The sequence below is a fragment of the Pseudomonas sp. PGPR40 genome, from assembly GCF_022014505.1.
Classification (GTDB): domain Bacteria; phylum Pseudomonadota; class Gammaproteobacteria; order Pseudomonadales; family Pseudomonadaceae; genus Aquipseudomonas.
This window is the reverse complement of record NZ_JAKLSP010000003.1, coordinates 20,299-37,941: the sequence shown is the minus strand read 5'-3', so window position 1 is coordinate 37,941 and position 17,643 is coordinate 20,299. Positions and strand designations below refer to the sequence as shown.

The following is a 17,643-nucleotide window of genomic DNA, read 5'->3' as shown; positions in this document are numbered from 1 at the left end:
GTAGGAGCGAGGCTTGCCCGCGAAGGCGGCGGCACAGTCAAATATTGATGTCGCCTGATACACCGCCTTCGCGGGCGAGCCTCGCTCCTACAGGGGGACCGCGTTGGGGATAGAAAAGAGTTACACCCGAAACTGCTTCAGCAACCCATTTAACTGCTCGCTCAACTCCTTGAGGTGAGCGCTCGCCACGCTCGACTGTTCGGCCGCCAGTGCCGTGCTGTGGGACAACCCGGCGGCCTGGGTGACGTTCTGATTGATGTCTTCCACCACATGGGCCTGCTGCAAGGTCGCACTGGCAATCGAAGCGTTCAATCCGTTGAGGTTGCGCAAGGCCTGGCCGATGGCATTCAGGCTGGCGCCGGCCAGCCCGGCCTGCTCGATGGTCAGTTGCGATGCACGGCTGCTGTCGCCGATCACCTTGACCGCCGCTTCGGAATGGCTTTGCAGGCGTTCGATCATCGACTGGATTTCCGCCGTGGACTTCTGAGTACGCTGGGCCAGCAGGCGCACTTCGTCGGCAACCACCGCAAACCCGCGACCTTGCTCGCCGGCCCGGGCGGCTTCGATGGCGGCGTTGAGGGCCAGCAGGTTGGTTTGCTCGGCGATGGAGCGGATCACCTCCAGGACACTGCCGATTTGCGTGCTTTCGTCGGCCAGCGTACGAATCACTTCGACGGCTTGATCGATGGTCGAAGACAGCTTGTCGATCTGCTGCAAGCTGCCGTCGATGTTGACCTGGCCCTGCTGCGCCTGAGATTCGGCATCGCGCATTTCGCTGGCCGCGTGTTCAGCGTTTTTGGCCACATCCTGCACGCCGTAGGTCACTTCATTGATCGCAGTCGCCACCAGTTCCATTTGCTGCGATTGCTGCTGGCTGCGTTGCTGGGCCTGCGTGGCATCGTTGCCCAATTCGCTGGAGGACTGGCCCAAGGCGCTGGCGGATACTTGCAACTGACTGATCACCAAGCGCAGTTTCGCGGTAAAGGCGTTGAAGTGCCGGGCCAATTGCGTGACTTCATCCTGGCCATGGGTATCGAGGCTGCGGGTCAGGTCGCTTTCACCGCTGGCGATGTTGGCCATGGCGTTCACGGTTTCCTGGAGCGGGCGCACGATGCTGCGGGCAATCATGATCACCAGCAGCGCCATGATCAGAGCAATCACCAGGCCCACGAAAGACGCCTTCCAGACCTGCGCATAAAACTCGGCCTGCATGTCATCGATGTACACGCCAGAACCGATCACCCAACCCCAGGGCTCGAACAGTTTGACGTAGGAGGTTTTTTCCACCGGCGCGCTGGCGCCCGGTTTTGGCCAGCGATAGTCGACCATGCCGGCGCCCTTGGCCTTCGCGATGGCGACCATCTCGTTGAACAGCGCGAAACCGTCCGGGTCGCGGATCGTCGAGAGATTCTGGCCTTCGAGCTTCGGATTGGTCGGGTGCATGACCATGACGGGCGTCAGGTCGTTGATCCAGAAATAATCATTCTGGTCGTAGCGCAAACCGCGCACGGCGGTCAGTGCCTGTTTTTGCGCGGCGTCGCGGGTGAGGGTGCCGGCAGTTTCCAGGCCATGATAGTAGGTGAGAATGCCACTGGCGGTCTGCACCACGTGCTGGGTCTTCTGGGCCTTGGCCTGATAGAGGTCGTCGTGAATCTGCTTGAGCATCAACACGCCCAACGTCAACAGCATCACCACGGCCACGATCAAAATGAGCCACAAGCGCCGGCTGATCGACACACTGCGCAAGCTGTTCATACGCTGTTACTCCGTTTTCTTGTTCTTGTCATAAACGATCGCCAGCATCCAACCACGCTTTGCCGATCGAGCCTATGCGACTCAGGTCCTATTACGCGGCAGCGTAAATGGGGCGTGTCTGATAGGATTTCGGCCCCGCACGGAAAAACCTGAGCCCAAGGCCTTTTTTCACGCAATTTTTACGGTTTTGTGTGGATCTTGCGCGCGCGGGGATTCAGCCAGGGCTGATCGCGTTAACGCTTATAAATTATTAACGGAGCATGCCTGGGGGCATGGCTTCTTGGGGGATTGATGGATCTTTGGACGGCCTTTCAGGCATTGATTTTAGGCGTTGTAGAAGGGCTGACGGAGTTCTTGCCCATTTCCAGTACCGGGCACCAGATTATTGTGGCGGACTTGCTCAATTTCGGCGGCGAGCGGGCCATGGCCTTCAACATCATCATTCAGCTCGGCGCGATCCTGGCGGTGGTCTGGCAGTTTCGCCGCAAGATCTTCGACGTTGTCATCGGCTTGCCGACACAACCCAGCGCGCGACGCTTCACCGCAAACCTGTTGATCGCTTTCCTGCCAGCGGTAGTGTTGGGGGTGATTTTCGCCGATCTGATTCACGAGTACCTGTTCAACCCGATTACTGTGGCCACCGCATTGGTCGTGGGCGGGGTCGTCATGTTGTGGGCAGAACGCCGTCAGCATGAAGTGCATGCTGAAAGTGTCGACGACATCACCTGGAAAGACGCCCTGAAAGTCGGCTTCGCCCAGTGCCTGGCGATGATTCCGGGGACCTCGCGTTCCGGCTCGACGATCATTGGCGGCTTGCTGTTCGGGTTGTCGCGCAAGACGGCCACCGAGTTCTCGTTCTTTCTCGCCATGCCGACCATGGTCGGCGCAGCGGTGTACTCGGGCTACAAATACCGCGATCTGTTCGTGCCGGCGGATTTTCCGGTGTTTGCCATTGGCTTCATCACTGCGTTTATCTTCGCGATGATCGCCGTCCGCGGCTTGCTCCTGTTCATTGCCAGCCACAGCTACGCGACATTCGCCTGGTATCGCATTGCGTTCGGTCTGGTAATCCTGGCCACCTGGCAATTCGGTTGGGTCGATTGGACAGCAGTCAAGCCATGAACGACTCCAGCACGCGCAACAACGCCGGACGGAAGTCCGGGGGAGCCATTCAAAACCTGCGGCTGAAACTGCTGGCGTTCGCTGTGCTGTGCGCAGTGCCATTGTTTGGCTCGATGTCGCTGTGGCTGCGCGGGGTGTCGGTGATTCCCCTGGCGGCCTACGGCATCGTCAGCGTGCTGGCGTTTTTCCTGTACTGGAGCGACAAGCACAAGGCCCGCGCCGACAGCTGGCGCACACCGGAAAACGTCTTGCACGCGGTGGAGCTGGCGGGTGGTTGGCCGGGCGCCTTGCTGGCCCAGCAAGCGTTTCGGCACAAGACCCGCAAAGTCTCGTTTCAGTTGGTGTTCTGGCTCATCGTGCTGATGCATCAAGTGTTCTGGATCGACCAGCTGTTTCTGGGCGCTAACCTGTTCGCGTTGTTTTAAGCACTTTAAAGCAACAAGCCGACCTGCGTGCGCTTGGGCAACTTGCTCACCACCAATTGGTGGGAACGTTGCAACAAGCCTTGCAGCTCTTCGGTGCCCAGCGGGTAGGGCGTTTCCATGATGATCCACTGAGCCCGGGCCAGATATGGCGCCGGGTGAATGCCCGGCCGGTCGCAATGGCCCAGGAACAGGTCCTTGTCGACCTTGAAAGCCAGGGACTGTCCCCGCAGGTTCTGCAAGGCGAACATCTTGTTCCCGGCAATCGAAAACACCCGCACGCCACCCCACTTGTAATCCTCCCGCGCACCGGGCAGCGCCAGGCAGAATTGCGCGACGTCCTCTTCGCTCATTAATCCGGCTTTCATAACAGTCTGTCCCCACACGCATTGAATGATTCGATCAAATGGTCGATCCAGGCGCGCAGTGCCGGCATCACCCCGCGTCGATGAGGGTAGACGGCTAGCAGCCAACCGCCCGGCAATGACCAGTCGGGCAAGAGTTGCACCAGCTCGCCGTTTTTCAGCTCCTGCTCGCAATGCATCATCGGCAACATGGTAAAGCCTTGGCCATTGAGGGTGCAGGCTTTGCGCACGATGAAATCGTCGATGCCCAATCGCGCTTCGAGACTCAGGTCGTAACTTTTGCCTGTTTGATCAAGCAGGCGGATATGCACCATGCGGTCGGCTTCCAGGGCGCCGAGCACGGGCAGGTTTTTCAGGTCTTCAGGATGATTGATTTCACGACCCAGCAGAAATGCGGGGCTGGCAACCATCGCCATTTGGGCCTGACGTAAACGGCGGGTGACCAGTAATGGATCTTCATCACCCAGATCCCGCACTCTCAAGGCGACGTCGACGCCCTCGGTCACCAGATCAACCCGACGGTTGAGCAGCATGACCTCCAGCTGAACCTGAGGGAATTTCTCCAGGAAGTTACTGATCACCCCAGGCAGCATTTCGTGGGCCAACCCCACGGGGCAGGACACTCGCAAGCGCCCCCGAGGCTCGCTGGACATACTGGCCACCGCTTCGTCGGCCATCTCGGCTTCCAGCAGCATTGCCTGACAATGCCGCAAATAGCGCTCACCCACGGCTGTCAGGTTAAGTTGGCGGGTGGTGCGTTGCAGCAGGCGCGCGCCCAGGCGTTCTTCCAGCTCGGCGATGCGTCGCGACAACCGCGACTTGGGAATCCCCAGTAGACGCCCGGCCGCCGCGAAGCCACCGGCTTCGACCACTTTGGCGAAGTAGTAGAGGTCGTTGAGATCTTGCATTGATTTTAAGCTCGACTGTTCTATCAGTGGGACGAACTATCGCATTGTTACCGACTAATCAGCTATTGGTTTCGTCGGTAGGATTGTCTCCATCAGATCGCCCGGTGGCGATCCTCACCTTGGAGATCCCACATGAAATTACTGCATATCGATTCGAGCATTCTGGGTGACAACTCGGCTTCCCGTCAGCTGAGCGGCGAAGTGGTCAAAACCTGGCAAGCCGCCGAGCCTGGCGTTGTGGTGACTTACCGCGACCTGGCCGCCGATGCCATCAGCCATTTCTCCGCCGCCACTCTGGTCGCCGCCGGCACCGCCGCTGAGCTGCGCAACGCCGCGCAACAGCACGAAGCCGATCTGAGCGCGCAGGCCTTGGCCGAATTCATCGCCGCCGATGCTGTCGTGATTGCCGCGCCGATGTACAACTTCACCATCCCGACCCAACTCAAGGCCTGGATCGATCGCATCGCCGTAGCCGGCCAGACTTTCCGCTACACCGAAGCCGGCCCTGAAGGCCTGTGCGGCGGCAAGAAAGTCGTGATCGTCTCGACTGCCGGTGGCCTGCATGCCGGTCAAGCGACTGGTGTTGCACACGAAGACTATCTGAAAGTGCTGTTCGGTTTCCTCGGCATCACTGACATCGAGTTCGTCCGCGCCCATGGCCTGGCCTACGGTGATGAAGTGCGCACCAAAGCCATGAGCGACGCTCAGGCGCAGATCAGCGAGCAATTGTTCGCCGCCGCGTAAGGCTTGGGTAAAGACGTAAACAGCTCGGGCAATACCCCTGAAACTCTGTATTCTGGTCATCGTGATGGCCAGGTACGGAGTTTTTTGTTTCTGGCGGTTATCCGTTTCTGGCCCAGGTTATGCAGTCGAGGGCTGACATCTGCGGTCAGGTAACAGGGTGGGGCCTCCCATGGTGCGTCTTTGTGCAACGCTACTGATTTGCCTGCTCGGCAGTCTGAGTCTGGTGCACGCCGCGTCTGCGCCACATCCTCCCTGGAGCGCCGGTTTCCATGAGATGACCTTCCTCGATCCGCTGGATTTGCAGCCGATGCGTGCCATCGCTTTTTACCCGTCCAGTGAAAAGGAACATTCCAGCACGCTGGAGGGTTACTCGGTCGAAGCCGGTGAAGACACCAAAGTCGCCATCGGGCGTTTCCCGATGCTGATGCTGTCTCACGGCAACACCGGAACCCCGCTGGCCCTGCACGACCTCGCCACCTCATTGGCACGCAAAGGCTTTGTGGTGGTCGCGGTGATCCATCCCGGCGACAACTCCAAAGACCACAGCCGTCTCGGCACCTTGAGCAACCTTTATGGGCGGCCGATCCAGATTTCCGAAGCCATTACCGCGACACTGAGCGACCGGACGCTCGCGCCCTTCGTCAATGCCGAGCAGGTCGGGATGATTGGCTATTCGGCGGGCGGTGAGACCGCGTTGATCCTGTCCGGCGCCACCCCGGATCTGAATCGTCTGCGCCGTTATTGCCAGGAGCGCCCGGATGATCACGATGCCTGCGACACTCAAGGCGAACTGATCGTCGACCGTGATGACTTGCAGCCAGTGGCGGACCCGCGCGTGCATGCCTTGTTGCTGATGGCGCCGCTGAGTCTGAAATTCGGCCGTCATACCCTGGCCGACGTGCATGTGCCGGTGCTGCTATACAGCGGCGACGGCGACAAACTGGTGGCATTCGATAAAAACGCCGCAGCGCTTGCGCGCAAGCTGCCGACCGCACCGGACTTCAAATTGCTGGCCGGGGCGGGGCACTTCGTATTCCTGGCGCCCTGCGACGAAGAACAGATCGCCGCCATGCCGGCACTGTGCACCGACGCTGACGGCGTAGACCGCAAGGACATTCACCGCAACATGATTTCCGAAGCCGGACGGTTCTTCGCCCATGCCTTGGGCAAGCCCACCCGCGCCGGCATGCAAACCGCGGATCAATAAAACGCCGCTGACCCGTAGGAGCCCGGCTTGCCGGCGAAGGCGTTTTCATGGGCGCTGCATGACGTGAAGCCGCTTTCGCTGGCAAGCCAGCTCCTACGAGGAGCTGCACCGCATTCGGATGATCTTTTGATCTTGAAAACCAAAAAGCCCCGTCACCAGGACAGGGCTTTTCAATTGAAGCTTGCAGCAGCCTTACATCAACACACCCTGACTACGCAGGTAGTCGTCATAGGTGCCGCTGAAGTCGATCACACCGTTGGCACTCAACTCGATGATGCGAGTGGCCAGGGACGATACGAACTCACGGTCGTGGCTGACGAAAATCAGCGTGCCCGGGTAGTTCTCCAGTGCCAGGTTCAGCGACTCGATGGATTCCATGTCCAAGTGGTTGGTCGGTTCGTCCATGATCAGCACGTTCGGCTTTTGCAGGATCAGCTTGCCGAACAGCATGCGACCTTGCTCACCACCGGAGATGACCTTGACCGACTTGAGGATCTCGTCGTTGGAGAACAGCATGCGACCGAGGGTGCCGCGAACCAGTTGCTCGCCGCCCTGGGTCCACTGACCCATCCAGTCGAACAGGTTGCAGTCGTCTTCGAAGTCGTGAGCGTGGTCCTGGGCGTAGTAGCCCAGTTCGGCAGCGTCGGTCCATTTCACGGTACCGGCATCCGGAGTCAATTCGTTGACCAAGGTGCGCAGCAGGGTGGTTTTACCGATACCGTTCGGGCCGATGATCGCCACGCGCTCGCCGGCTTCAACCTGGAAGCTGAAGTCCTTGAACAGGGTTTTGCCGTCGAAGCCTTTGGCCATGCGCTCGACGATGACCGCCTGACGGTGCAGCTTCTTGGTCTGTTCGAAACGGATGAACGGGCTCACACGGCTCGAAGGCTTGACTTCGGCCAGTTGGATCTTGTCGATGGCCTTGGCACGGGAAGTCGCTTGCTTGGCTTTCGAGGCGTTGGCCGAGAAGCGGCTGACGAACGATTGCAGTTCCGAGATTTGCGCTTTCTTCTTGGCGTTGTCCGACAGCAGCTGCTCGCGGGACTGGGTCGCCACGGTCATGTACTCGTCGTAGTTGCCCGGGAACAGGCGCAGTTCGCCGTAGTCCAGGTCAGCCATGTGGGTGCACACGCTGTTCAGGAAGTGACGGTCGTGGGAGATGATGATCATCAGGCTGGAGCGCTGGGTCAGAATGTTTTCCAGCCAGCGGATGGTGTTGATGTCCAGGTGGTTGGTCGGTTCGTCGAGCAACAATACTTCAGGATCGGAGAACAGCGCCTGCGCCAGCAATACGCGCAGTTTCCAGCCCGGGGACACTTCGCTCATCGGGCCGAAGTGCTGTTCGATGCCGATACCCAGGCCCAGCAACAGCTCGCCGGCACGGGATTCGGCGGTGTAGCCGTCCATTTCGGCGAATTCGGTTTCCAGCTCGGCCACGGCCATGCCGTCTTCTTCGGTCATTTCCGGCAGCGAGTAGATGCGATCGCGCTCGGCCTTGACCTTCCACAGCTCTTCGTGGCCCATGATCACGGTGTCGATCACGGTAAATTCTTCGTAGGCGAACTGGTCCTGGCGCAATTTACCCAGACGCACGTTCGGCTCGAGCATGACCTGGCCACCGGATGGCTCAAGGTCGCTACCGAGGATTTTCATGAAGGTCGACTTGCCGCAACCGTTGGCGCCGATCAGGCCGTAGCGGTTACCGGCGCCGAATTTGACCGAAACGTTTTCGAATAGCGGCTTGGCGCCGAACTGCATCGTGATGTTAGCTGTGGAAATCAATTACCTTACCTATCAATGGGTTAGAGCTGGTCGTTTTTGCCTGATACCGATTTGATACCAATCTGGAGCTTTTCCAGCTCCGCCCAGTCTGAGCTTGAGTTGAGCCAACGCGCATACGTCGTCAGCAACATTTGGACGCTGTGGCCAAGTTGCTGAGCGATGAAGGCGGGGTTCATGTTGGACATTAAGCATATTGTCGCATAAGTATGACGGCAGTTGTACGGTGGCCGATAAGACATCACCAGTGCCTTCAGGGCTGGTCCCCACTGCTTATGCAGGTCGGACGTCTGTTTGATGTACTCGCTGTTCTTCGATGGCGGGAATACGTAAGGCGTTTCCTTGATCTTGCCGACGCCTTTTTTGCGACGTTCGGCGTACTGGCGGGCGAACTCCAGCGCATGCAGCGCCCGCTCGTTGAGCAGCACATAGCGATCTTTTCCGGTTTTGGTGCGCTCTTCGACTACGCCCAGTGCCACAGTGCGGCGGACATGGACTTGGCGTTTCACCAGGTCTACGGCATCCCAGCGCAGCGCCGCCACCTCCGACAGCCGGAGCCCAGTGAAGAACGCGAACTCAAAGAACGCGGCGTAAATTCCGCTGGGCCAGTGAGTGGTCTGGTACATGTGGGCGATGATCCGGTTCGCCTCGTCCAGCGAGAAAGGGTTGATCTCCTTACGCGCCCGCTTCGGGAGGTCGATTATCTTCGCCGGGTTCTTCTTGATCAGCTCTTCAGTGACGGCCGATTCCAGGATGGTCGAGAGCTTTACTATGGCGTTACGCCGGACACCCGGCGACGTCCACTCCGTGGCCGCAATGATGCGGCGCAGGAGTGTGGTGGTAATCAGATCGATGCGTACCAGGGCAAGCGGCGGAATCCAATACAGGTTCAGTGCGCCCTTATAGTTCTTGCGTGTGCCGTCGGTGATGACCCGGCCATCCAGCCACAACTGTGCGTACTCATGAAAGGCCGGCACGCCGCCGAGTGAAACAGTCGATCCGGGAAACAGCTCGGCGTACTTGGCATCATCCAAGAGGCCGAGCTTGATCAGGCTGTCTACCTGATTGCGTAGTTGGGATGCAGCTTTAATGCCTTTCTGCGTCGCGGGGAGGGGGAGGGTTTCGCTTCGGCGGACACCGTTCCAAGTAAAACGAATCCGGAGGGATTTGCGGAAGAGTTCAACTCCATCGGGCAAATCCATTGTGCTTCTTCCCATTCGTAATACCTTTTTCTGCTGTACATGATGCGGTTGCCGAGTTTGTTCCAGACACCTTCGGGTATCTGCTTTCGGGCGCGTCGGGTTGCGAGTGCTCTAAATGAAATACCCAAGATATGGGCCATGACTTCTTCCGATACCTTGTCTACTTCGGGGTGGGGCAGCGTTTCCGGTTCGATGTTGGCCATCACTGATTCTCCTTAGCGCGCCGTGCGATGCCCTCGGCCTGGCGCTGCTTGCTGCATTGTTCGTGGTTGCCATGGGCCCGCGACTTGTTGCATTTGTCGCAGATAGTGTTCAGATCGAGTGGTGGCATTTGTCCTCTGCGGATGCGGACTATTCGGCGAAGTGCAGTCATGCTCGCGGACACCTCACTTCGTGGTTGATTGATGGTCGGAAGGTTTCGCGATAAAGCGACCACATGTCCGCCCATGCCTCTTGCATGGTCAGGCCTTGGCCAGTGATACCCATTCGGCGACACCACCAGTGGCCGTTCCAGTAGGTCATTCGTGGCCTCATCGGCGTGGCCCCCGGTAGATGTGCTGGAACATGAACAGCGCGGCGTAGATAGGAATGATCATGTGCTGTGTACCTCGTTAGAGCCCGCCGCCGGGATTCTTGGTGAGAGGACGGCGGCGGGGGTGATGCAATGGTTAGATAATTGCTTCGTACATCGGCACTTCGCCGATAGATCCTTGGATCTTGGCGCGCACGGTGGTGTAAGCCTCTTCAAGTACCTTGTCCGGGCGGACCAGTTCGAACCACATAACCAGGCGGGACTCTTGAATGCGATAGCGGAAGCGAACAGCCACGCAGAACGCGTCGCCGCCGAGGAATGGCTTCACACCGATGTAGAACTGTTCAGGGATTTTCAGTTGACCGGTTTCGCCGGCCTGACCATCGATCTGCTCGTTGTAGGTCAGCTGGACCTGGCCGTTATCCAAGCGGGTGCCTTGCCGGAAGCTGATGTTCTTCTTGGCTTCGAGGGTGCGGCTGATTTCCAGCATGTCCGCCGCGGATGGTGCCCCGGGGATACCTTCGGGCGCAGTGATGTCCCTGATGTTTTCTTCAAAGAACTCGGCGAACGTAGCTTGATCCATCTTTTTGCGATCCGAGCTTTTCCAACGGCCCCATTCGATGCTGATCGGGCACTGGTAGACCGCGACGTGCTGACCCCAAGAGGGTTTCTCGGGTTGGTGGTAGTCGAGCACAGCACGGAAGGTGCGGCCTTCTGGCCCATCGCAGAAAACCACCGACGCGGTAGTGGCGAAGCGGTTGACGTATGAAATGAAAGTATCCGCGTCGAGTACGCTTACGGCTTGGCGGATACGTACCGGTGCGGGCAGCATGCCTTCAAGGTCCTGAACCTTGACGCCTTGCGGTACAAGAGCGAATGGCGCGGGCAGGGCGGGGTGGTCCAGCGGCTTGCCCAATGCTTGGGCGAGAGTGACCAACTGATTAATTGCTTCTTGCATTGAATGTGCTCCAGTTTCTTTGGTGAGTGATCGTTACGGCGCGACGTGACGCAACGGGGACTGGGTGTCGTCCTCTACTGGGCGCAGAGCCAGGTCCTGCTGTCGCGGATCGCGGCGGGTGAGGTTGCCTTCGGGCGTCAGGAAGAACAGAGACGTGCCGCGAGAAAGAACCGGTTCCTTCACCTTCACGTCGGCCTTGATGTTCATCTGGCCGCGCCCGTCGGGCTTGTAGTTCAGTTCGATGACCAGCTTGCCGGCCTTGCCGGACAGGCGAATGGCATCGATCAGGTTGAACTGGGCTTCGCTCAGTTCATCGAGCAGGCCGCCGGCCTCGATGTCCCGCAGCGTGTCGATAAAAGGGCGTGCTTTGCTCATGTGCTGTGCCTCATTGAGTGCGAGTTATTTGCCCCTGGACGGCAGGGGCTACCGGTGAATCAGGCTGCTGCTGTTAACGCTTGGGCGTCGAGGTATTCAGCGAGGTCGTGTAGGTAAACCACCGGCTTGGCCCGGGTCGAGCCGTGCAGGCGCTTGACTGTGAGCTTGATGCGGCCTTTCTTGATTTCGGTCAGCAGGTGGCGGTCGGTGCGGATGTGCGAGAAGTAATGCTCACGCACTGCTGCCAGGGTCGGGCACGGTGTTGCGAACTGACGGCGGAGTTGGTCGAGGGTGTTGCTCACGTTGCGTCCTCCCCGAACCCCTCCGATGGAGGCAGCAACTTGAGGCGGATCAGTTCGGCGAGGCCTTCTTTGCTTTTGCCTATGGCGGCTGCGCAGACGCTACCTTGTTGATCAGCGACAACCGCACCGTAGGGGTATTCTGGCGATTTGGTCGGTGTGACGTAGGCGATTTGCCCCTCACCAATGACCGCGTCGACGCAGCGGAATACCTCGGCCAGTTCCGCGCTGACTGGTGGCAACGATTCCAGAAGCTGCACCGCTTCGGCTGAAGCACCAATTAGCGTGGCGCGGCTGATGACAGTCGGGTGGTTGAGGAACATCGGGACCAGTTTCAATGCGCCGATGGCTGGGGTAATGGCGTTCTGGCTCATGCTGCGGCGTCCTTGTGCGTAATGGTGATATTCAGTTTTTTGGCAATCCACTCGACGCCTTCTTCCTTCACCATCACTACGGCGTAGTGACGAAAGCGGTTGGTGTTTCCGATCTGGACGCTGCGCGGATCCGAGAACAGATAGCCCCGGTCGCGGTGATGGCTGGCCAGGTCGCCGTCATTGGTCAGGATGCGTAGCTCTCGCAACCTGGTGCGGAAGGCGCGGGGCTTGAGGCCGAGCACGGCGGCTGTTTGATCCAGGGTGCGATTCACGGCGCTGTCCTCAGGCTGCGAGCAGTTTTCGAACGTTGTTCAGCAGTGCTTCCGACTCGGCCAGCATCTGCTGTATTTGCGCTGCGCTATCGGGTTGCTCTGGCGGCGGCGTAGGCTCTGCCGACTCAATGCGACCGTTCGCGATGTCTTGGATGAAATCCCGTAGGTGCAGATGATTGGCGCGATCTGAACGCTTGAGTGTCAGTTCGCCGGTGTGGCCGCCGAAGTCCACGCTGATGACTGCGTTGTCATCGGTGAGCTCCACTTCAAAGCTTGCATGGATGGTTTGCTCTGGCCGTTGAAGAGGGCAAACGGCTGCGCCGCCGACCTGAAGCATGTGATGCAGCAGCTCTTGTTTTGCGAGTGGGATGAGGTAGTTATTCATGCTGCATCACCTCCGAACGGCCACAAGGTATCGGTTGTGGTGGTAACAGTGGGCTGGACGGCCTCGGTGTGACCTTTGGGGGTAGCGACCACCAGTAGCCCGGTGCGGTGCTGGATGGCCTCGACTGCTTCTCGGCTACTGCACGCAGATGGGTGCAGGTAGACAGGGCAGCGTGTGTTGCTGTGCTGTGTGGTTTGCATGGCTCGTACTCTTGGTGAGAGGTAGATACGAGCGCAAAATTAGCAATAGCTAAATAAACATGCAATAGCAAATGCTAAATTAGTTTTGCGAAGGCCAAAAAAAACCCGCACATGGCGGGTTCTTTTAGTCGCAGTCGGTTATAGCAGCACGGAATACCAGAAGACTTTACCGATCACGATGATTTCATTTTTGACCAGTTCGGTCGCACTGTACTCTTCGTCCGGATGCTCCTCTCGGTTATAGCTACGCATCCTGATGCCTCCACCGGGTAACCGGTACAGCGTTTTAACTCGCAGCTGGCCACCATGATTCAGCGCATACATTTTTCCATCCGTGATGGCTGTGCAACCCTGATCAACCCCAACGGTGCTCCCATGAGGGAGAACGGGTTCCATGCTGTTGCCGTTAACGGTTACGCAGACTGCTTCATTTGCCTGGACGTTCTGCCGCCTCAGGGTCTTCTTGCCGAACCGAAGCTTTTGCTTGTTGGACTGATGTACAGCGGTCCGGCCGCTTCCAGCGGACAGTTCAACTTCCTTAAGGAACGGCACGTAGACCTCATCATCATCCAAGGGGGTATCGTCGTCCCAGACATCTATGGGGCCGAGATACTCGGCGTTGCTTGGGACGATCTGATTCTCTGACGTATGCGGCGCTCCTGGCCCGGGTGCGCGCATCGAGACGGACGGCACCGTCAGTGTGCCCTCAGCAAGACCAATTTTCGCTTCAAGATTTGACGCCGCTTTCTCGCCCAGCGATCGATGCCCGTTGAGCAATTGCGACAGGTATGAGGCGTCTAGGTTGTATAGGTCGGCGAACTCTTTCTGGGTTTTTTCACCCATCAAGTCACGCAGAACCTGAACTCGCATCTTCTTTATATCCATTCCCCAATCATCGCTTCCCGTTAGCAAACAGTAAATTACGGTTTGCTATTGCTGAAAGCATTAGCAGTTGCTAATCTCGGCATCCAGAAGGAGGTGCACATGACCTTGCACGAGTATTTGAAGAGTCTTGATAAGGCTGCGATGGATGCATTCGCGAGCCGATGCGGTACTTCAGTCGGCCAGTTGAAGCAGGTTGCTTACGGCAACCGACGCGCCGGCGCCGCTTTGGCGGTCGGTATCGAGCGAGAGTCGACTGGCTTGGTCACTTGCGAGCAACTTCGAGCAGACATTGACTGGGCTTACCTTCGCGGTTCCAACGCTGCTTAAAGGGTGCCGAGCTGGGGCCTCTCACCAAAGAATCCCCCAGCCCGGCTACGACGACACACAGCACATGCACATCGGTCGTGGTTGTAGGATAGGGATTGCCCTGTCTTATGGCTACACCGTAAACAGGGGATTTACGGTTATGAGTCGAACAGATCTTTTGCCGGACGCGGGTCCGGTCCTTCCTCTACGCCAGGCGATCTATCGCGCTGGTCGTGACTACAAGGGCGGAATCACCGCCCTTGCCTTTGACATGGTGTTGGATAACGACACCCTCCAGAAGAAACTCAAGCTCGATGAAGAGCGCCGCTGGCTGAATCCTGATGAGCTTGAGGAGGTGATCAGGCTGACAGCCGATACGCGCTTGCTCGACGCGCTCATGCGGCCGGCAGGTGCGGTTTGGTATCGCCCGGTACCGGTACCGGCAACACGCGATGCGTTGAAGGCCGTTGGTAAGCTGCTCGGCGAAACTGGCGAATTCGTGGCAGCCATGCACGATGGTGCTGACGACAATGTCTGGGAGCTTCACGAAGTCCTCGATCTTGAAAAGAAGGGTATGGACGTGATTCGCGAAATCCTCGGCATCATGGCGGGTGCCCGTCAGGCGATGGAGGATCGCATCCATGGCTGACGATATCGATCGCGCCAACGACCAGGCGCAATACCTGCTCGACGTTGCGCTTCAGCGCAGCCGCCGTGCGCCATCAAGCCGCATCAGCGCGCAGTTTTGCGCGGATTGCGACGAAGCTATCCCGTTGCTTCGACAGCAGACGATTGTGGGTTGCCAAACCTGCGTTGACTGTCAGGGGTTGCGGGAGGCTCGGCGATGAGTGAATCGGCCAAAGGACTAGCCATCGCCACATGGGCAAAACGTTACATCACTACTTTCGATCTTGCCCTGGTCTCCATTGAGCCAGGTGAAAAAGCCCCAAAGGGCCTGGGGTGGAACAAACCCGGCGGTTACATCACTGATGCCGCCACCGCTGAAGCATTCTGGCAACGAAACCCTAATCACAACCTCGGCGTCGTGCTTGGGCCGAGCCGTGTCTGTTCGCTGGATGTCGACGACGTTCAATGGACGCGGCATGTGTTGTACGAGCTGCTGGGTGTCGATCTGGATGCCATGGCGTTGGTGTATCCGACGATTGTTGGTAACCCAGCGCGCTTCCGGGTGATGTTCAAAGTGCCGGACGGCATTGAGCTGACCCGGCATTCTCTTTCCTGGCCGAATGAAAAAGACCCCGACGGTTCGATTCATAAAGGCTTGATGGATAAGGCCAAGGCTGCGAAAGAGCAGGGCGATGGTGTCGGGGAGGCTGCAGCTCGCGCGGAGGCTGAAGAGTACAAGCGCTTCACGGTGTTCGAGCTTCGGGCTGGCCTGGTACAGGACGTGTTTCCGCCTTCGATTCACCCGGGTACCGGTAAGCCTTACACCTGGAAAACCCCACCAAGCGCCATGGACGGGTTGCCGACGCTCACCAACGATCTGCTGAACATCTGGCAAAACTGGGACATCTTCAAGCGTGATGCTGAGGCGGCGTGCCCGTGGGCGGTCAAGTCAACAGTGCCGCCGGCGAAGGTCAACAAACGTCCAGCTCCTACGGCGGGTAGGTCTCCATCGGTGATTGATGAGTTCAATCGTTGCCACGACATCGAGGAGCTTTTGCGCACCCACGGTTACATCAAACGGGGCAGCAAATGGCTTTACCCGCAAAGCAGTACTGGCCTGCCAGGCGTGACGATCAGTGATGGAAAAGTTTACTCGCACCACGGCGCCGATCCGCTCGCCAACGGGCATCAGAATGACGCCTTCGAGGTGTTCTGTTTACTCGAGCATGGAGGTGACCAGTCGAAGGCGGTGAAGGATGCTGCGCGCATGTTGGGTATGCAGCATTCATCGCGGCCTGATCCGCGTGATCTTCCCCCGACCCCATCCGATGACGCTAGCGAGCCGGGCTCGCCTGATGACGGCGCCAGCGAGGCCGCTTCGGCTCCTAATGGGGGTGCGGGGGAGGTGCTGACGCTCGATCACGTCCTTCGGCGATTTGCATTGGTGGAGGGCACCACGCACGTGTGGGACTTCGATCAATCGCGGGTTATGAAAAAGTCGGCATTTGAAGCGCGAGTCGGTAAGCCTTTGGCGAAACAATGGCTGGAGGACACCGAACGTCGAAAGCTGATATCCGATGACCATGTGCGTGACATCGAACAGTCTCGACGCATGGCAGGCAAGAAAGGCGGTGCCTTCGGTATGCCGCCGACCGAACGATACGTGTACATCGATGGTACGAAGGATGTTTGGGACCGCGAGAAAAAGCGGCGCGTAGCAGAGGGCGCCGTGAAGATGGCCCTGGGGGACACGTATCCATTGTGGTTGAACAGCAGCGAGCGTCGGGTGGTCGATGTTGACCATATTGTCTTTGACCCGACAATGACCAAAGACCCGAACGTCTACATCAATACCTTCGATGGCCTGCCGCTTGAACCGATCAATGATGAAGCCGCCTGCGAAAACCTGCGCTGGTTGATTTCGTTCCTTTGCAACCATGATCAGGATGCCGCTCGGTGGTTGACACGGTGGATGGCGTACCCGCTGCAACACCTCGGCGCCAAGATGGACACGGCAGTACTGATGCACTCGATCATGGAGGGCTCCGGTAAGAGCCTGCTGTTCGCCGATGCGATGGGCATGCTTTACGGTCAGTACGCCGCCACCGTTGGACAGACCCAGCTTGAAAGCAACTTCAACGCCTGGCAAAGCCGCAAGCTGTGGTCGGTGTTTGAGGAGGTCGTCAGCCGCGATCAGCGCTACAACCAGGTGGGCAAGATCAAGCATTTGATCACCGGCAAGACGGTGCGTATGGAATCGAAGTTCATCAATGGCTGGGAAGAAGCCAACCATATGAACGCGGTTTTCCTGAGCAACGAGATTATGCCGTGGCCCATCAGCGAAAGTGACCGGCGAATGTTGGTGATGTGGCCCGAGCTCACCCTACCGGAAGACCGCCAGAAGGCTATCGGCCAGGAGCTGAAAAACGGCGGAGTTGCTGCTCTGTATGGTTGGCTGTTGTCGGTCGACCTCGGTGATTTTGACCAGCGCACTCGGCCACCTAGTACGGCGGCACGTGAACGCCTGGTGGCGTTGAGTCGGGCCGGCTGGCAGACATTCCTCAACCTTTGGAAGTACGGCGAGCTGGGGCGCGATCTGTGGGGCGTGTGCCTTTCGACCGACCTTTATTCGCTGTTCCTTGAATGGTGTCACCGCAACAAAGAGCACGTGATGAGCCAGACGAAGTTCTCGCTGTTTATCGGTTCGGAAGTGGACAAGACCCGATCTATCCCCTGGACCGAAGGCAGCAACAGGCGGTTTGGTGCGTTCTTCTTTCCGAACGACCCCGGTGCTTCCCAGCCCCCATCACTGAAGGCGGCCGATCTGGGCAAGACGGTCACCAACTGGCGTGCCCAGGCGAAGTTGGCCGGCTGGAACGTGGACAACTGGGAACACGTCAAGGCGGCAGCAGCATGAGTGCGCCTA

General features: G+C 58.4%; 20 protein-coding genes. 8 read left to right on the top strand and 12 right to left on the bottom strand.

The features are described 5' to 3' along the window. Positions 1-120 precede the first annotated feature (120 nt). Positions 121-1,755 (bottom strand): methyl-accepting chemotaxis protein, encoded by a 1,635-nt coding sequence (locus MEB48_RS04055; RefSeq protein WP_237882125.1) that lies wholly within the window; start codon positions 1,753-1,755, stop codon positions 121-123. Positions 1,756-2,046: 291 nt separating this feature from the next. Here MEB48_RS04055 and MEB48_RS04050 point away from each other — a divergent pair, with 291 nt between their 5' ends. Continuing rightward, positions 2,047-2,877 (top strand): undecaprenyl-diphosphate phosphatase, encoded by an 831-nt coding sequence (locus MEB48_RS04050; protein WP_237882123.1) that lies wholly within the window; start codon positions 2,047-2,049, stop codon positions 2,875-2,877. Then, entirely contained in the window at positions 2,874-3,302 is a 429-nt protein-coding gene (locus MEB48_RS04045) for a DUF1294 domain-containing protein (RefSeq protein ID WP_237882121.1), read from the top strand. The genes MEB48_RS04050 and MEB48_RS04045 overlap by 4 nt, the downstream gene beginning before the upstream one ends. Positions 3,303-3,307: 5 nt before the next feature. Here MEB48_RS04045 and MEB48_RS04040 read toward each other — a convergent pair whose 3' ends face one another. Further along, a complete protein-coding gene (locus tag MEB48_RS04040; RefSeq protein ID WP_237882119.1) occupies positions 3,308-3,667 on the bottom strand; it encodes an MmcQ/YjbR family DNA-binding protein in 360 nt (119 codons plus the stop codon). Beyond that, positions 3,664-4,572: a LysR substrate-binding domain-containing protein gene (locus MEB48_RS04035; RefSeq protein WP_237882117.1), complete on the bottom strand. Its 909-nt coding sequence runs from the start codon at positions 4,570-4,572 to the stop codon at positions 3,664-3,666. The genes MEB48_RS04040 and MEB48_RS04035 overlap by 4 nt, the downstream gene beginning before the upstream one ends. 132 nt (positions 4,573-4,704) lie before the next feature. On the opposite strand from MEB48_RS04035, the gene MEB48_RS04030 reads away from it, so the two are divergent. Both MEB48_RS04030 and MEB48_RS04025 read left to right on the top strand, forming a co-directional pair. Then, on the top strand, positions 4,705-5,316 hold the full coding sequence (locus tag MEB48_RS04030; RefSeq protein ID WP_237882115.1) for an FMN-dependent NADH-azoreductase: 612 nt from the start codon (positions 4,705-4,707) through the stop codon (positions 5,314-5,316). 169 nt (positions 5,317-5,485) lie between these two features. Beyond that, positions 5,486-6,523, top strand: coding sequence for an alpha/beta hydrolase family protein (locus MEB48_RS04025; RefSeq protein WP_237882114.1), 1,038 nt, complete (start codon positions 5,486-5,488; stop codon positions 6,521-6,523). 192 nt (positions 6,524-6,715) lie between these two features. On the opposite strand, the gene MEB48_RS04020 is transcribed toward MEB48_RS04025, so the two are convergent. The 9 genes from MEB48_RS04020 to MEB48_RS03980 form a co-directional block, all read right to left on the bottom strand. Further along, a complete protein-coding gene (locus MEB48_RS04020; protein WP_237882112.1) occupies positions 6,716-8,305 on the bottom strand; it encodes an ABC-F family ATPase in 1,590 nt (529 codons plus the stop codon). A 20-nt stretch (positions 8,306-8,325) separates the two neighbouring features. Then, positions 8,326-9,519 (bottom strand): tyrosine-type recombinase/integrase, encoded by a 1,194-nt coding sequence (locus tag MEB48_RS04015; protein WP_237882109.1) that lies wholly within the window; start codon positions 9,517-9,519, stop codon positions 8,326-8,328. A gap of 653 nt (positions 9,520-10,172) precedes the next feature. Beyond that, on the bottom strand, positions 10,173-10,994 hold the full coding sequence (locus MEB48_RS04010; RefSeq protein WP_237882107.1) for a DUF2303 family protein: 822 nt from the start codon (positions 10,992-10,994) through the stop codon (positions 10,173-10,175). Between the two features lie 33 nt (positions 10,995-11,027). Next, the gene (locus MEB48_RS04005) at positions 11,028-11,369 is read right to left on the bottom strand and encodes a hypothetical protein (RefSeq protein ID WP_237882105.1); all 342 of its coding nucleotides are present in this window, start codon (positions 11,367-11,369) and stop codon (positions 11,028-11,030) included. A gap of 59 nt (positions 11,370-11,428) precedes the next feature. Then, positions 11,429-11,671, bottom strand: a complete 243-nt coding sequence (locus MEB48_RS04000; protein WP_237882103.1) for a pyocin activator PrtN family protein — start codon at positions 11,669-11,671, stop codon at positions 11,429-11,431. Further along, complete coding sequence (locus tag MEB48_RS03995) at positions 11,668-12,042, bottom strand: hypothetical protein (RefSeq protein ID WP_237882100.1); 375 nt, start codon at positions 12,040-12,042, stop codon at positions 11,668-11,670. The genes MEB48_RS04000 and MEB48_RS03995 overlap by 4 nt, the downstream gene beginning before the upstream one ends. Beyond that, a complete protein-coding gene (locus MEB48_RS03990; RefSeq protein ID WP_237882098.1) occupies positions 12,039-12,314 on the bottom strand; it encodes a phage antirepressor KilAC domain-containing protein in 276 nt (91 codons plus the stop codon). Before MEB48_RS03990 ends, MEB48_RS03995 begins: the two co-directional genes overlap by 4 nt. A 10-nt stretch (positions 12,315-12,324) precedes the next feature. Beyond that, positions 12,325-12,699: a hypothetical protein gene (locus MEB48_RS03985; RefSeq protein WP_237882096.1), complete on the bottom strand. Its 375-nt coding sequence runs from the start codon at positions 12,697-12,699 to the stop codon at positions 12,325-12,327. Positions 12,700-13,037: 338 nt separating this feature from the next. Further along, complete coding sequence (locus MEB48_RS03980) at positions 13,038-13,784, bottom strand: LexA family transcriptional regulator (protein WP_237882094.1); 747 nt, start codon at positions 13,782-13,784, stop codon at positions 13,038-13,040. Between the two features lie 99 nt (positions 13,785-13,883). Between MEB48_RS03980 and MEB48_RS03975 the strand changes: the two genes are divergently transcribed. From MEB48_RS03975 to MEB48_RS03960, 4 genes are all read left to right on the top strand, one after another. Continuing rightward, on the top strand, positions 13,884-14,111 hold the full coding sequence (locus MEB48_RS03975; RefSeq protein ID WP_237882092.1) for a transcriptional regulator: 228 nt from the start codon (positions 13,884-13,886) through the stop codon (positions 14,109-14,111). Between the two features lie 139 nt (positions 14,112-14,250). Further along, a complete protein-coding gene (locus MEB48_RS03970; RefSeq protein WP_237882090.1) occupies positions 14,251-14,739 on the top strand; it encodes a phage regulatory CII family protein in 489 nt (162 codons plus the stop codon). Continuing rightward, positions 14,732-14,938 carry a TraR/DksA C4-type zinc finger protein gene (locus MEB48_RS03965; protein ID WP_237882088.1) on the top strand — a complete coding sequence of 69 codons (207 nt, stop codon included), beginning with the start codon at positions 14,732-14,734 and terminating at the stop codon, positions 14,936-14,938. Before MEB48_RS03970 ends, MEB48_RS03965 begins: the two co-directional genes overlap by 8 nt. Next, positions 14,935-17,634, top strand: coding sequence for a bifunctional DNA primase/polymerase (locus tag MEB48_RS03960; RefSeq protein WP_237882086.1), 2,700 nt, complete (start codon positions 14,935-14,937; stop codon positions 17,632-17,634). Before MEB48_RS03965 ends, MEB48_RS03960 begins: the two co-directional genes overlap by 4 nt. Positions 17,635-17,643 lie beyond the last annotated feature (9 nt).

Excerpts from the sequence above, each read along its gene's own strand:
- MEB48_RS04025 (WP_237882114.1), top strand. The coding sequence starts at position 5,486 with ATGGTGCGTCTTTGTGCAACGCTACTGATTTGCCTGCTCGGCAGTCTG.
- MEB48_RS04005 (WP_237882105.1), bottom strand. The coding sequence starts at position 11,369 with ATGAGCAAAGCACGCCCTTTTATCGACACGCTGCGGGACATCGAGGCC.
- MEB48_RS03965 (WP_237882088.1), top strand. The coding sequence starts at position 14,732 with ATGGCTGACGATATCGATCGCGCCAACGACCAGGCGCAATACCTGCTC.
- MEB48_RS04010 (WP_237882107.1), bottom strand. The coding sequence starts at position 10,994 with ATGCAAGAAGCAATTAATCAGTTGGTCACTCTCGCCCAAGCATTGGGC.
- MEB48_RS04035 (WP_237882117.1), bottom strand. The coding sequence starts at position 4,572 with ATGCAAGATCTCAACGACCTCTACTACTTCGCCAAAGTGGTCGAAGCC.
- MEB48_RS04045 (WP_237882121.1), top strand. The coding sequence starts at position 2,874 with ATGAACGACTCCAGCACGCGCAACAACGCCGGACGGAAGTCCGGGGGA.
- MEB48_RS04015 (WP_237882109.1), bottom strand. The coding sequence starts at position 9,519 with ATGGGAAGAAGCACAATGGATTTGCCCGATGGAGTTGAACTCTTCCGC.
- MEB48_RS03985 (WP_237882096.1), bottom strand. The coding sequence starts at position 12,699 with ATGAATAACTACCTCATCCCACTCGCAAAACAAGAGCTGCTGCATCAC.
- MEB48_RS04040 (WP_237882119.1), bottom strand. The coding sequence starts at position 3,667 with ATGAAAGCCGGATTAATGAGCGAAGAGGACGTCGCGCAATTCTGCCTG.
- MEB48_RS04055 (WP_237882125.1), bottom strand. The coding sequence starts at position 1,755 with ATGAACAGCTTGCGCAGTGTGTCGATCAGCCGGCGCTTGTGGCTCATT.
- MEB48_RS04050 (WP_237882123.1), top strand. The coding sequence starts at position 2,047 with ATGGATCTTTGGACGGCCTTTCAGGCATTGATTTTAGGCGTTGTAGAA.
- MEB48_RS03975 (WP_237882092.1), top strand. The coding sequence starts at position 13,884 with ATGACCTTGCACGAGTATTTGAAGAGTCTTGATAAGGCTGCGATGGAT.
- MEB48_RS04030 (WP_237882115.1), top strand. The coding sequence starts at position 4,705 with ATGAAATTACTGCATATCGATTCGAGCATTCTGGGTGACAACTCGGCT.
- MEB48_RS03995 (WP_237882100.1), bottom strand. The coding sequence starts at position 12,042 with ATGAGCCAGAACGCCATTACCCCAGCCATCGGCGCATTGAAACTGGTC.
- MEB48_RS03960 (WP_237882086.1), top strand. The coding sequence starts at position 14,935 with ATGAGTGAATCGGCCAAAGGACTAGCCATCGCCACATGGGCAAAACGT.
- MEB48_RS03980 (WP_237882094.1), bottom strand. The coding sequence starts at position 13,784 with ATGGATATAAAGAAGATGCGAGTTCAGGTTCTGCGTGACTTGATGGGT.
- MEB48_RS03970 (WP_237882090.1), top strand. The coding sequence starts at position 14,251 with ATGAGTCGAACAGATCTTTTGCCGGACGCGGGTCCGGTCCTTCCTCTA.